At 58.2% G+C, this 13,226-nt stretch carries 10 protein-coding genes and 2 pseudogenes; 3 read left to right on the top strand and 9 right to left on the bottom strand.

The features are described 5' to 3' along the window. Positions 1-52 precede the first annotated feature (52 nt). From BLU48_RS13180 to BLU48_RS13150, 8 genes and pseudogenes are all read right to left on the bottom strand, one after another. Positions 53-2,461, bottom strand: a complete 2,409-nt coding sequence (locus tag BLU48_RS13180; RefSeq protein WP_057025314.1) for a glucose/quinate/shikimate family membrane-bound PQQ-dependent dehydrogenase — start codon at positions 2,459-2,461, stop codon at positions 53-55. Positions 2,462-2,632: 171 nt separating this feature from the next. Further along, positions 2,633-3,337 (bottom strand): methyl-accepting chemotaxis protein, encoded by a 705-nt coding sequence (locus BLU48_RS32675; RefSeq protein WP_414896211.1) that lies wholly within the window; start codon positions 3,335-3,337, stop codon positions 2,633-2,635. 210 nt (positions 3,338-3,547) lie between these two features. Then, a pseudogene (locus tag BLU48_RS32670) lies at positions 3,548-4,420 on the bottom strand (cache domain-containing protein); the annotation flags it as partial. Positions 4,421-4,721: 301 nt separating this feature from the next. After that, positions 4,722-5,124: pseudogene (locus tag BLU48_RS13170) on the bottom strand (bestrophin family protein); the annotation flags it as partial. Between the two features lie 21 nt (positions 5,125-5,145). Beyond that, positions 5,146-6,375 carry an amino acid aminotransferase gene (locus tag BLU48_RS13165; protein WP_057025312.1) on the bottom strand — a complete coding sequence of 410 codons (1,230 nt, stop codon included), beginning with the start codon at positions 6,373-6,375 and terminating at the stop codon, positions 5,146-5,148. A 113-nt stretch (positions 6,376-6,488) separates the two neighbouring features. Continuing rightward, a complete protein-coding gene (locus tag BLU48_RS13160) occupies positions 6,489-6,908 on the bottom strand; it encodes a lipocalin-like domain-containing protein (protein ID WP_164484818.1) in 420 nt (139 codons plus the stop codon). After that, on the bottom strand, positions 6,886-8,178 hold the full coding sequence (locus BLU48_RS13155; protein ID WP_164484819.1) for a cytochrome P450: 1,293 nt from the start codon (positions 8,176-8,178) through the stop codon (positions 6,886-6,888). The genes BLU48_RS13160 and BLU48_RS13155 overlap by 23 nt, the downstream gene beginning before the upstream one ends. Positions 8,179-8,476: 298 nt before the next feature. After that, complete coding sequence (locus tag BLU48_RS13150) at positions 8,477-9,364, bottom strand: bestrophin family protein (protein ID WP_057025310.1); 888 nt, start codon at positions 9,362-9,364, stop codon at positions 8,477-8,479. Positions 9,365-9,769: 405 nt separating this feature from the next. Here BLU48_RS13150 and BLU48_RS13145 point away from each other — a divergent pair, with 405 nt between their 5' ends. After that, positions 9,770-10,543 carry a hypothetical protein gene (locus tag BLU48_RS13145; RefSeq protein WP_231989036.1) on the top strand — a complete coding sequence of 258 codons (774 nt, stop codon included), beginning with the start codon at positions 9,770-9,772 and terminating at the stop codon, positions 10,541-10,543. Positions 10,544-10,545: 2 nt separating this feature from the next. Then, positions 10,546-11,574 (top strand): GGDEF domain-containing protein, encoded by a 1,029-nt coding sequence (locus tag BLU48_RS13140; RefSeq protein WP_057025308.1) that lies wholly within the window; start codon positions 10,546-10,548, stop codon positions 11,572-11,574. Positions 11,575-11,588: 14 nt separating this feature from the next. Here the strand turns inward: BLU48_RS13140 and BLU48_RS13135 are convergent, their stop codons facing one another. After that, positions 11,589-11,888, bottom strand: coding sequence for an ArsR/SmtB family transcription factor (locus BLU48_RS13135; RefSeq protein WP_043051026.1), 300 nt, complete (start codon positions 11,886-11,888; stop codon positions 11,589-11,591). An 89-nt stretch (positions 11,889-11,977) separates the two neighbouring features. On the opposite strand from BLU48_RS13135, the gene BLU48_RS13130 reads away from it, so the two are divergent. Beyond that, positions 11,978-13,069: an NADH:flavin oxidoreductase/NADH oxidase gene (locus tag BLU48_RS13130; RefSeq protein WP_057012441.1), complete on the top strand. Its 1,092-nt coding sequence runs from the start codon at positions 11,978-11,980 to the stop codon at positions 13,067-13,069. The last annotated feature ends 157 nt before the right edge of the window (positions 13,070-13,226 follow it).

The raw sequence follows: 13,226 nt of genomic DNA, 5'->3' as shown, positions 1-13,226 counted from the left end.
GCAGGGTTCCAGGCACAGAGCGCGGTGCCGGAGCACCGCGCGAACAGAGGGGTTACGGCAGGGCGTAGGCAATCACGTAGTCGCCACGGTCGGTGGACTGGCGTGCGCCACCGGCGGTGACCACGATGTACTGCTTGCCGGTTTTCGGCGACATATAGGTCATCGGCCCACCCTGGCTGCCGACCGGCAGGCGGGCTTTCCAGATTTCATCGCCGTTGCCGCTGTTGAAGGCGCGCAGGTAGAAATCCTGGGTACCGGCGATGAAGATCAGGCCACCTTGTGTCGACAGCGTACCGCCCAGGGTCGGCAAGCCCACCTTGATCGGCAGGTGCATGCGGATGCCCAGCGGCCCTGTGTCTTCAACGGTGCCCACCGGTACTTGCCAGGCGACCTTTTGCGTCTTCATGTCGATAGCGGTCAAGGTGCCGAACGGCGGTGCCTGGCAAGGGATGCCGGCCACCGACAGGAAGCGGTTCTTGTTCACCGCATATGGCGTGCCCTTGAGCGGCACGGCGCCCATGCCGGTGTTCAGTGCTTCGCCACCGGAGGAGGCCTGCGCCTTGTTCTGCGACGGTACCATCTGGATCCACAGGCCCAGGCGCATGTCATTGACGAAGATAAAACCGTGCACCGGGTCGGTGGAGATGCTGCCCCAGTTCATGCCACCCAGGGAGCCCGGGAAGCTCAGGGATTTATCGGTGCCTGGTGCTGTGTACAGGCCGTCGTAGCGCATGCCCTTGAAGTCGATGCGGCACAACAACTGGTCATACGGGGTGGCGCCCCACATGTCCGATTCGGTCAGGGTCTGCGCGCCGATCTGCGGCATGCCCACGGATTTGGGCTGGGTTGGGGAATAAGGCTCGTTGGGAATGTTGGCGGCCTTGACCGGCACTTCCTGCACGTCGGTCAACGGCTTGCCGGTGGCACGGTCGAGCACGTAGATCTGCCCGGCCTTGGTGCCGATCACCACGGCCGGTACTGCCTTGTCGCTGCCTGGCGGAGTGAAGTCGATCAGGCTGGGTTGCATCGGCAGGTCGAAGTCCCAGAGGTCATTGTGGACGGTCTGGTACACCCATTTTTCAGCACCGGTGGAGGCGTCGAGCGCCAGTACTGAAGCGCCATATTTGTGGTTGAGAGCGGTGCGCTCGACGCCGTATATATCGGTGGACGAGCTGCCCATCGGCAGGAAGACCGTGTTCATCTGCGGGTCGTAGGACATCGGTGCCCAGCTGTTCGGGGTGCTGCGCACGTAGGTGCTGTCGCCCGTCGGAGCTTGCTTGTCCTCAGGGTTGCCCGGGTCGAACGCCCAGCGCATCTGGCCGCTGATTACGTCGAAACCACGGATCACGCCGCCGGGCATGTCGGTCTGGACGTTATCGGCGACGCGGCCACCGACCACCACGGTGGTGCCGGCAATCAGCGGCGCCGAGGACAGCTGGTAGTAGCTGTCCGGCACATTGCCCAGGCCGGCTTTCAGGTCAACCTGGCCATGGGTGCCAAAGTCTTCGCAGAACTTGCCGGTGTCGGCATCTACAGCAATCAGGCGTGCATCGATGGTGTTGGTCAGCAAGCGACGCTGGCACTGCGCGCCGGCCGGCACGCTGGCGCCAATGATCGGCGAACTGTTGGGTTGGGTAGGTTGGGCAATGGGTGCAGTGGCGTCGAAATACGCCATGCCCCGGCAACGCTGCCAGACCGCCGATTTAGCGTTGACCTCGTTCTTCCACAGCTCTTTACCGGTGTCGGCATCCAGGGCGATCAAGTTGTTGTGCGGGGTGCAGATAAACACTTTGTTGCCGATCTGCAATGGCGTCAGCTGGTCTTCGGCACCGTTGCCATCGCTGAGGGCCACGTCGCCGGTATGATAGGTCCAGGCGACCTTGAGCTTGTCGATGTTGTCGCGATTGATCTGGTCCAGCGCGGCGAAACGGCTGCCACCTTCGGTATTGCCGTAGTGCGCCCAGTCTTTCTGCGCATCGGCCGCAGCTACCGGGGTGATGCCCGGGCCAGCGCCGGTGGGCGCCACGCTCGGGTGGGCGACAAACATATTGCCTGCCGCTACCGCTACGCCCACGGCCAACACGGCGGCGACGCCATAGGCACCCCGCGCACGTTGGTTGACGAGCAGCGGGTAAACCAGTGCTACCACCATACCGATGACCGCGAACATGAACAGTCGCGAGAACAGCGGCCAGAACACCAGCCCTACATCCGCTATGGCCCAGATGGCCGTGCCGACCAGGAAGGCCGCGAACAGCCAGGCGCCGGCCGGTTTGCGACAAGCGAGCAACAGCCCTGCAATCGCCATGACCGCGCCGCCGATCAGGAAGTACCAGGAGCCTCCCAGGCTCACCAGTTTGACGCCGCCGATGGCCAGCGCGAGGCCGAGCAGGGCGATGATGACGCCCAGGCCCAGCAGTAAAAATCTAGAGGCGCCAGCGGCGCGCGATGCTCGTTTCATGTCGATCAGGACTCGAGTGAGGAAAGGCAGGGGCCGGATTTTAGCAAGATAAGTAACCAGTTAGTACATTTAGCTCGGTAATGCACTCTTACAAATCCTGCGATTATCCCAGACAGCAAAAAGCCGCTTGCGCCAAAAGGCGCAAGCGGCTTGAGTGGGCCAGTACCTGGGTCAGAACTTGAAGCGACCGACCAGACCCTTGAGTTGCCCGGAGATATCCGTCAATCGGCCAGATCCGGTCTGCGCCGAGTGGGCGAACTCTTCGACCAGTTGCGCATCGGCATGGATCTGCGCGATGTGGCGGTTGATCTCCTCGGCCACTTGGTGCTGCTCCTCGGCGGCGGTGGCGATCTGAGTGTTCTGGTCGCGAATCGAGTCCACCGAGCCACGGATCTTGTCGAAGCTGTCGCGGGCCTGTTGGATGCGCTCGACGCTGGCGTGGGACACCAGCAGGCTGCCCTGCATCTGCTGGGTGACTTCCTGGGTGCGGCGGGCAAGGTTGCCGAGCAGGCTGTCGATTTCGCCGGTGGAGTCGGCAGTGCGACGGGCCAGGGCGCGAACCTCATCGGCCACCACGGCAAAGCCGCGGCCCTGGTCGCCGGCCCGCGCAGCTTCGATGGCGGCGTTGAGGGCCAGCAGGTTGGTCTGTTCGGCGATGGAACGGATCGTGTCGAGGATGGTGTTGATGTTCTTGCTGTCCTGTTCGAGCAACTCCATGGTCTGGGTCGACTTCTGCAGGTCCGCGCTCAGTTTGTGCACGCTGGTGGTGGCTTCGCCGATATGTTGCTGGCCGTTGTGGACATCGCGGTAGCCTTCATCGGCGCTCGTCGCTGCCGCGCTGCATGAGCGCGCCACTTCGTTGGCGGTGGCCACCATTTCGTTGAACGCGGTGCTGACCAGTTCCACGGCTTCACGTTGGCGCCCGGCGGCCTGATTCATGTTGCGCGCCACTTCGCTGGTGTCGGCGGCAGCGGTTTGCAGGTCGGAGGAGGCATTGCCGATGCGCTGCACCAGTTGTGCGATCACGCCCAGGAACTGGTTGAACCAACCCGCCAGGCTGGCGGTTTCATCCTTGCCCTGGACCTTGAGTTGGCGGGTGAGGTCGCCTTCGCCTTCGGCGATCTCCTGCAGGCCGTCGGCCACGCCGCGAATCGGCCGCACGATCACTCGGGCAAAGCTTGCGCCGACTATCGCGAACACCAGGGCGAGGATCGCCGCGATGCCTGCGATCAACCAGGTCAGGCGGGTGGCGCCGGCCATGACTTCGTCGCGCTTGATCAAACCGATAAAACGCCAGCCCAGCCCTTGGGAGCTGACCACGTTGGCCATGTACGGCACGCCGTCGATGTCGATCTGGCTCACGCCGTCGCCACGCTTGGCCAATTCGGCGTAGTTGGCGCCCAAGTCTGCCAGCGGCTTGAAGTTGTGCTTGGCATCGCTGGGGTCGACCAGCACGTTGCCGTTGGCTTCCACCAGCATCAGGTAGCCACTGTCGCCCAGCTTGATGTTGCGGACCAGCTCGGTCAGCTGCTTGAGCGACACATCCAGGCCGACCACGCCGAGGATATTGCCGCTGGCGTCGGCAACGGTGTGCACGGTGCCGATCAGGGAGACGTCATCCGGCGCCCAGTAATAGGCGCCAGTGCGCACGGTGGTGCCTGGTGCGGCGATGGCGGCCTGGTACCAGGGGCGTACGCGCGGATCGTAATTAGTGAGCTTGGTGTCGTCTGGCCAACTGGCATAGCCGCCGTCCTTCAAGCCCAGGGACAGGTAGGCGGTGCTCGGATGGCTCTTGGCGAACTGGTCGAAAATCGCCAGCAGTTCTTGATTGGTCGGTGTCAGCGGGATTTGTGCAGCATCGGCGCCGGCATAGCTTTTGAGGCCCTTGGCCGCGACAACGCGCGGGTCCTTGGCCACGTACTCGACGTTCTGGCTGATGCCGTCGAAGAACTGCTTCATGCCATTGTCGATCTGGCGGATTTCGCGGCCACTGCTATCGAGAAAATTCGCCAGGGCCCCCTCGCGCAGGTTCAGCACCACCAGGACGGCCACCAGGATGACTGGCAGGCACGCGATGGCGGCAAACGCCCAGGTCAGCTTTTGCTTGATATTCATGACTTCTCCCGCGGGTATTTATAATTTTGGCAAGGGGGAAAACGGTAGCGGTGAGCGTCGCATGTGTTGTTTTGCAGTCTGAGCGGCCCATGCTTACCCTTGTATATCGACTGCAAGGGCAAGCACTTGAGGGCAGGGGCAAGGTTTAACCGATGTGCTCGGCACCCAGGGCATCACGCTGCATCGACTGCAGGTTCTTTTCGATGGTTTCGCAGATGCTCTCCGTCTGGATCTGGTGTTCGCTGGAGTTGAACGGGCTTTGCAGGTCGGTGCCGATGCGTTCGATGGCCAAGAGCATGAAGCCCACCACCGTGGAGGCCAGCGGCGTGAACCAGCCCAGGGATTCCACCAGGCCCACCGGCACGATCAGGCAGAACAACGAAATGAACACTTTTGGTCACGGCTGGACCTTTGGGGGCGCGGCCATGCAATTGACGTAGGCGACATGGCGGCGTAACAGGGGCGGCTTGACGGGTGTTGACCTCGCCCGAGGTGTCATCAAGCAACGTCAACACCTGCCGGGCGAAGCTGCGCGAGTTATTGACTATCTTCGATTCTGCAATACATATTTATGAGTGTGGTTGTGATGCCGTCACTTCTCTGCGTTTGTTGAGCACTCTCGCCAGCGCCTTGGCTACGTGATGGATGTTTTTATTGTTCAACCCTGGCATGCACAAGCGTCCGGAATCCAGCAGGTAAATACCTTCGTTAATGCGCAGGTGCTCGACCTCACTTGGCGTCAATCCGGTGTAGCAAAACATGCCACGTTGCTCAAGCAGGTAACGACAATCTACTGAGGGCGCCAATGTACTGAGAGCGTCATAGAGTTGCTGGCGCACCGTGGCGATACGATTGCGCATTTCTGAGATTTCCTGGCGCCATTGTGCTCGCAGTGTGTCGTGTTGAAGGATCGTGGTTATGAGCAGGCTCGCGCGTGACGGGGGAGTGCCGTAGCTGCCAAGGACGCGAGACTTGAGCTGGCCTACTACGCGCTCTGCTTCCGATTGGGTTCGGCACACCACATTCACGCTACCGCAGCGTTCACCATACAAAGAAAAATTTTTCGAAAACGACTGCGCAACGATCGCCGTTATCTCTGTGTTGGCGATTGCCCTCACAGCCCACGCATCTTCATCCAGACCTTCACCGAAGCCCTGATAGGCCATGTCCAGCAGGGGTATCAAATTTTTGCGGCCAAGCAGGTCGATGACCTGCAGCCACTGGTCCCGGCTGAGGTCCAAGCCTGTAGGGTTATGGCAGGACGGTTGCAGCAGCACCACGCTTTTTTCGGGAAGACGTTCGAGTGCAGCCAGTAGGCGGCTAAAGGCGATCTTCTTGTTAACAGGGTCGTAGTAGGGGTAGCTGTAGACCTGGACGTTGGCGTTTCGGAAAAAAACTTCATGGTTCCCCCAGCACGGATCGCTGATCCATATTGCACTGTTGGGCAACCAGTTTTTGATCAGGCTGGCAGCCATTGCCAACGCACCCGAGCCTCCCAGGGTCTGGATGGTCGCTACCCGACGTTCATGCAAAGCACTGTGGTCATTGCCAAATATGAGCGCTTGTGTGGCATGCCGGAAGTCAGATTGCCCCTCAATGGGTAAATAGCTACAGGGGCTCTCGTCGTTATCGGTAATGCGCGCTGCATTCTGAACGGCTTTGAGGTAGGGAATCTGGCCCTGATCGTCGAAGTAGAGTCCGATCCCAAGATTGACTTTGAATTCACGGGGGTCACGCTCATAGGTGTCAAGTAACACGAGCGCAAGGTCGCCCGCGTAATTATCCAGATGTTGGAACATACACTGTTTTCTCGCGTGTTTTGTAGTTGCGATATGTGATCATGAGTGGCATTGATATGTAGTCATCAGGCGCAACGCGCGCCTTACTCGTCAACACCAGATGAACAGAGTTGTTAGGCTTGCTTTTCCCATACGAGCGTTGCGTGGACGGCTTGATCGTCCTGAATAATGGGATGCACGCTGCGTAGTTGAAGCCGATTTCCCTCTATTGAAATGTGTCGACATTGGTCTGTATTTGCCCAGGCTTCGTAAGTGCTGAGTTGAATATGATGCGTTATAACAGCGTTACGCTCGTCATACGTATAGTGGCCGGTATAAGCCACTGGGTGTCTGGCGATTGCGGTCGTTGCCAGAGGGTTGCCTGCAATGTGTACGGCCATGAAATGCTGCTCGTAGATAATCAGACCTTCAGGACGAGTTCCGAGCGGATGATGTTTTGTGGCCGAGGATAAAGGCACAACTGAATACTCAATTAATCGCCATGCGCCAATCAGTTCGCAAGCAAGAGGTTTAAGCGTTTGTGACGGTTTCATAGGTTTCATGGTGAACTATCGAAGTTGGGTTGATGATTAACGGCTTTTCCAGGGACTCGAGTTTAATCGGTAGCCGAGTGAGCGAACGTACGGACAGATTTATCTGCCAGTCTGGTCGGCTTTCCACGAGTTTGATAGAGCGCGTGCGCCTGAATAATTCGGTAAACAGGATCTGGGTTTCAAGTTGCGCCAGTGTATTCCCAGGACATAAGTGTATTGAGTGACCAAATGCCAAGTGGTTTTTGGTGTCTCTCTCAATATTGAATTGGTCCGGATCTGGGAATTTTTGATCATCTCGATTTGCCGAAGCCGCCATTAAAAATATCAAGTCGCCACGTTTGATGTGTTCATTTTGTAGTGTGAAGTCGTCTACCGCCATGCGCGAAAGCCTTTGCACCGGGCTTTCGTGACGCAGCATTTCCCCAATCGCGCCTCGCATCAGGTCGGGATTATTTCGTAGCTGAGCCTCGATGTGCGGATGTTGCAAGAGCAGGAGCAGGCCATTGCCGATCAGGTTGGTAGTCGTTTCAAACCCTGCAAAAACCATCATCAGGCACGTGGCAAGGATTTCCTCTTCACTCATGACATCGCCGCGTTCTTCGGCCTCAACCAATGAAGATATAAGGTCGGCAGCAGGCTGTTTACGACGCATCAGCAAAATGTCGCGAAGCATTTGTGTCGCTTCACTGATACTGCGCATTGCGGTCTTTGCCCGCACTTCGTATTCATGGGGCGGGCTGCCGAAGAAGTTGACGATGTCCACCGCACAGGCTTTGAGTAAAGGGCGTCCTTCCACCGGTGCACCAATGATCTCAGACACCACATTCAATGGATAAGGCGTAGCGATGTCGGAAATGAAATCCACACTGTCGCTGGCCAGTGCTGAATCGAGAAGTTCGTCCACCTGGCCTTGAATGACCGGAATAAAACTTCGCACTATTCGAGGTGTCATCGCCTTGTTGATCAATTGACGCAGGCGAGTATGGTTGGGGCGCTCTAACATGAGCGGCCACATCGACAGGGTTCTTTCCAGAGGTGCCAGTTGAACTCTTAATGTTTCCGGCATCTGTTGCATACGCGGAAGTATCCTGTTCGCGGATATTCTCGGGTCATGCAGGCAAGTAAGCACATCTTCATATCGCGTCACAACCCACGCTTGTATTTGTTCGCTCCAATAGACAGGCGCTTGCTTTCTGAGTTTAGCGTAGGTGGGATAAGGGTTTTGTTGAAACTCGGGACAAAAGAGATCTGCAGTTGGAAGGGTTTTCAAGCATGGATTCCTTATGGTGACTCTGGCCGACCTTGGCATGGGTTTAAACGTACTCGTTTATACAGTAGACCAGGGCGCATAGGTTTGCCTGAAAAAATCATGTCGTCTGTAAGAATATTCTTATGATTCGTGCGGATATTGGTCCTTTTTTAAACGGTCTAATCCGGCTCAGCCCAGGTGCTAAGCACTTTGTTGTAACAGTTTGATGAGTTGTGGGCAGCCAAGAAACGGCTGCAGATGAAGCCTTCGGGCCTTTTGCGTCGCTACGCTCTGTCAACGAGCAGGCGGCACTCGCTGCTCAGGAAGCATGATCACCCAGCGCATCACGCTGCATCGACTGCAGATTCTTCTCGATGGTCTCGCAGATAGTTTCCATCTGGATCTGGTGTTCGCTGGAGTTGAACGGGCTTTGCAGGTCGGTACCGATGCGTTCGATGGCCAACAGCATGAAGCCCACCACCGTGGAGGCCAGCGGCGTGAACCAGCCCAGGGATTCCACCAGGCCCACCGGCACGATCAGGCAGAACAGCGAAATGAACAGCCGTGGGAAATACACGTAGGGGTAGGGCAGCGGCGTGTTGGCGATACGTTCCATGCCGCCCTGGGCATTGGACAGGTCCACCAGGGTCGACTCCAGCCGTGCCAGGCGAATGCTGTCCAGGCGCCCGGCCTGGTATTCGCGGGCCAGCAACGTAGCGGAGCCGGTGAGGATGTCATTGGCAAAATTATTAGTGGCGCCGTTGCGCGCAAATTCCTCGGCGGGGATAAATGCCCGCACTTCTTCCGGGCACGGCTGGCCCTTGAGGTGCGCGGCCAGGCAATTGACGTAGGCGACATGACGGCGCAACAGGGTCGACTTGACGGGATTGACCTCGCCGGCGGCGTCATCCAGCAACGTCAACACCTGCCGGGCAAAACTGCGCGAGTTATTGACCATCGCCCCCCACAGCGTGCGTGCTTCCCACCAGCGGTTGTAGGCACTGCTGTTGCGAAAGCTGATCAGCACTACCAGCGCGGAACCCAGCAAGGTCAGGGGCATCAGCGGCAAGTTGATCTTGGCGGTGAGAAACAGCATGAAGTCCACCGTCACGGCCACATCCCATAGCAACAGCCAGAACAGGGCCCAGCCCACATAGCCCATGGTCTTGATGATCAGGCGGTATTTCTTCAGGACGGCAGCTTTCAAACGAGCACCTCGCAGTGGGTGGTTGGCAACAATGCCCTGTTACGACGTCGCGGGAGGGGGAAGGTTCGCAGGGTGCTGAATCGATTAGTTGATAAGTCGCTATCCCGGGAGAATGTAACGAGAGATGTCGCGCAACTGCGAGCCACAGATGATTTGAATGTGGAACAACTTTGGTACTGATGACGTCTGGTGCGGCAATCGCTGTACATTGCGTTCGAGGCAAAAAGCCATTAATGGCAGGGTTTTTGACGTGATTTGTTTTGGGACCTGGCTGCAGGGATTTCGTAGCCGAGATCAGTGGAATAATTGGTTGATCAGGGCTCTTTCATGCGTGTCAGTTCGTTGAAGTCAGCTATGTGTAATACCGCGCAAGCACTCGAACGTCATAGGGATTTTGAAGCGTGCATGAGAGCGCATTACCACGTGCTGCTCGTGCCCTATTCAAGACGACCGTTTTTCTACAAGAGTGCACTTAAATACAGCCGCTTGATGGTGTCGTTTGCGTTATTGAGCCGGTACTTTTCCACCCCACTGCCATTGTTGGCAGAAGTTAAGGCCCTGTGCGTGACGCGCAGGTATTGTTCGAAAAACAGCCTGGAATCAATCTTCCTGTTGTTTCGGGCCCTGGGTTTCATGGAGGTTGCACCGCACCCCGAAGACAGTCGCTTCCGGGTGTATTCACCCTCGGATGAAGCCTGCCGTGAAGCGCGCTTAATGCTGACCGCCCTGACTGAGTCGTTGGCGCTGCTCTACCCGGAACGGGAGATTTTCCGGCAGATGCGTGACCTCGACGATCGCGGGTTCCTGGCCCTCTATTTCAAGGGTTTCGCCGTGATCCTCGCCTCTGAACTGACGGTGGATGTGTTACTGCCCGAGTGTTATTGGCTGGTGAAACGCGACGCCGGGCATCTGTTGATGCTGGCTATCTATAACGATGCCTTTGCGCCGGACAATGACCGCACTACCTTCAGGTCGTCGTCCTACCTGGCATTGGCCAAGCAACTTTCCGTGTCCAAGACCCACATTATCCGCATGGTGCAGGAGGGCGTGGAGAAGGGCTATTTCAAGGCCCACTCCAAGACCCGGCTGGAAGTGCTGCCACCTTTCGCCAGTCTGGTAAAGCGCTTCATGGCCTTTTCATTTGCGGTTGGCCTGCATGCTATTGAGATGGGAGCGTAGGGATGCCTGCTAACTTGAAGTTGCGGCCCCGGATGCGCAGTCTGCTGTCGCCCGCCGTGACGCAAGCCGAATGGATAGGGATTATTGCCTGGGTCGGCATGTTGTTGATTCATCCGGCCCTGCAGTTGGATATTTATACGATGGGCGTCACTCTTGGCCTGTTGGTGGTTTGCCGCGTGCATACCAGGACCGCCAACTTTCTGCTTTGGCGGGTGCTGGGGGTGACCTATATGGTGCTGTTGTCGGTCGGCTTCGCCTACATGATTCGCTTGAATGAAGAGTTGCGCATTTATGGTCTGCCATTGGCCGTCACCCTGGTGGTGGGCAGCGCCATCTTGTTTATCAGTGTCCAGGATTATCTGGCCGACGCGCTATTGGTCTGGCTTATTCTGTGGCCGCCGATGCAGGCCGATATATATGCGGGCACCGAGGTCTATCTGCTGATGTTTTGTGCTTCTTCGGTGTCCATTGGTTTTATCTTGAGTTACTCCTACTTGAAGAACCTGCGCTCGGTATTGCTGGTAGAAAGTGAGTTTCGCGCATTGGCCGAAACGGATTATCTGACCTCGATCCTCAACCGGCGCGCCTTTATGCAAAGTTTCGAAAAGTTGCTCAGTGGTGGTCAGGGGGGCTACTTCATCATGTTGGATATCGACAGTTTCAAGGAAAAAAATGACCTGTATGGTCACGATGTGGGCGACAAGATCCTGCGCGCCATGGCCGTGTGCCTGAAAAACGCCAAGGGTAGCCACAGCTTTGGTCGAATCGGCGGGGAAGAGTTCGGTGTGTTGTTGCAGGGCGATGACCCGGAACTGGCCTGCGATTATGCCCTGGCGTTACTGCAGTCGATCCGCAGCAGTGTCGCTGCACCGCATAACTACACTTGCAGCGCGGGCATGGCGCGCTTTTCAGCGGGCGACGACCTGTCGACGGTGCTCAAGATGGCGGACAAGAACCTGTATGGTGCCAAGCGCAACGGCAAGGACTGCGTGCATCTGGACGGTGCGCTGCTGCAGCCGGTTTTATCCTGACGCGCAGGCGTCATCTACAGCTGCGACAGAATACTCGCCAGCAACCCGGGAAAGCGGCTCTCCAGCTCGTCGCGACGCAACGAATTCATATGGGTAGTGCCCACGTTGCGGGTGTGCACCAGGCCGGCATCGCGCAGCACGCGGAAGTGGTGGGACATGCTCGATTTAGGCCGTCCGCCATCCAGTTCACCACAGCTGGCTTCGGGCACGCCGGCCAGGCAGCGCACGATGTCCAGGCGTACGGGGTCGCTCAAGGCGTAAAGCACGCGCTCAAGCGTCAATTCTTGCGGAGTAGGGTGTTTGAAGGCTCGCATGAGCGGATCATAACAGGGGGGTAGCGTTCAATACCATAGTTCGATTACCATCGAACTATCGAATCACACACCCTTCCCCGGAGTATCTGATGTCCGCGTTGTTCGAACCGTTCAAACTTAAAGACGTTACCTTGCGCAATCGCATTGCCATCCCGCCGATGTGCCAATACATGGCCGATGACGGCATGGTCAACGATTGGCACCACGTACACCTGGCCGGCATGGCCCGTGGCGGGGCCGGCCTGCTGGTGGTCGAGGCCACCGCAGTCGCTCCCGAAGGGCGTATCACCCCAGGCTGTGCCGGTATCTGGAGCGATGCCCATGCCCAGGCGTTCGTGCCCATGGTCAAGGCCATCAAGGCCGCAGGTTCGGTGCCGGGCATCCAGATCGCCCACGCCGGTCGCAAGGCCAGCGCCAACCGCCCGTGGGAAGGCGATGACCACATTCCTGCCTCCGATGCACGCAGCTGGGAAACCATCGCCCCCTCGGCCATCGCGTTCGGGGCCAACCTGCCCAACGTACCGCGTGCCATGACCCTGGACGATATCGCCCGCGTCCAGCAGGACTTCGTCGACGCCGCCCGCCGCGCCCGTGACGCCGGTTTTGAATGGATCGAGCTGCACTTCGCCCACGGCTACCTGGGCCAGAGCTTTTTCTCCGAGCATTCCAACCAGCGCACCGATGCCTACGGTGGCAGCTTCGATAACCGCAGCCGCTTCCTCCTGGAAACCCTGGCCGCCGTGCGTGAAGTTTGGCCGGAAAACCTGCCGCTTACCGCGCGGTTTGGCGTGATTGAATACGACGGCCGTGATGAGCAGACCCTCACCGAGTCCATCGAGCTGGCGCGCCGCTTCAAGGACGGTGGCCTGGACCTGCTGAGTGTCAGCGTCGGTTTCACCATTCCCGACACCAACATCCCGTGGGGTCCGGCCTTCATGGGGCCGATTGCCGAGCGCGTGCGTCGTGAAGCGGGTATCCCGGTGACATCCGCCTGGGGCTTCGGTACCCCGCAACTGGCCGAAGGCGCGTTGCAGGCCGGGCACCTGGACCTGGTGTCGGTAGGGCGTGCGCACTTGGCCGATCCGCATTGGGCGTACTTTGCCGCCAAGGAACTGGGCGTGGAAAAATCCTCCTGGACCTTGCCGGCGCCTTACGCGCATTGGTTGGAACGCTATCGCTGAGGCGGGCCAGGCATACACAAGAGCCACTCAAGTGAGTGGCTTTTTTTCGCCTGGTGTTTATGCACTACGGAGGGCCAAAGGCTTGAGCGAAAAATAACAAATGAGAATGGATGCCAAATGAGAATCGGCTGGGCTATGATGCTCGCGAATTCTTGGC

It is taken from the genome of Pseudomonas synxantha (genome assembly GCF_900105675.1).
GTDB lineage: Bacteria > Pseudomonadota > Gammaproteobacteria > Pseudomonadales > Pseudomonadaceae > Aquipseudomonas > Aquipseudomonas synxantha.
The sequence above is the reverse complement of the archived record's forward strand: the minus strand, read 5'-3'. Positions and strand labels throughout refer to the sequence as shown.

Coding starts and splice junctions, on each gene's coding strand:
- BLU48_RS13130 (WP_057012441.1), top strand. CDS start 11,978: ATGTCCGCGTTGTTCGAACCGTTCAAACTTAAAGACGTTACCTTGCGC.
- BLU48_RS13140 (WP_057025308.1), top strand. CDS start 10,546: ATGCCTGCTAACTTGAAGTTGCGGCCCCGGATGCGCAGTCTGCTGTCG.
- BLU48_RS13160 (WP_164484818.1), bottom strand. CDS start 6,908: ATGAAACCGTCACAAACGCTTAAACCTCTTGCTTGCGAACTGATTGGC.
- BLU48_RS13145 (WP_231989036.1), top strand. CDS start 9,770: ATGAGAGCGCATTACCACGTGCTGCTCGTGCCCTATTCAAGACGACCG.
- BLU48_RS32675 (WP_414896211.1), bottom strand. CDS start 3,337: ATGGTGGCCACCGCCAACGAAGTGGCGCGCTCATGCAGCGCGGCAGCG.
- BLU48_RS13180 (WP_057025314.1), bottom strand. CDS start 2,461: ATGAAACGAGCATCGCGCGCCGCTGGCGCCTCTAGATTTTTACTGCTG.
- BLU48_RS13135 (WP_043051026.1), bottom strand. CDS start 11,888: ATGCGAGCCTTCAAACACCCTACTCCGCAAGAATTGACGCTTGAGCGC.
- BLU48_RS13165 (WP_057025312.1), bottom strand. CDS start 6,375: ATGTTCCAACATCTGGATAATTACGCGGGCGACCTTGCGCTCGTGTTA.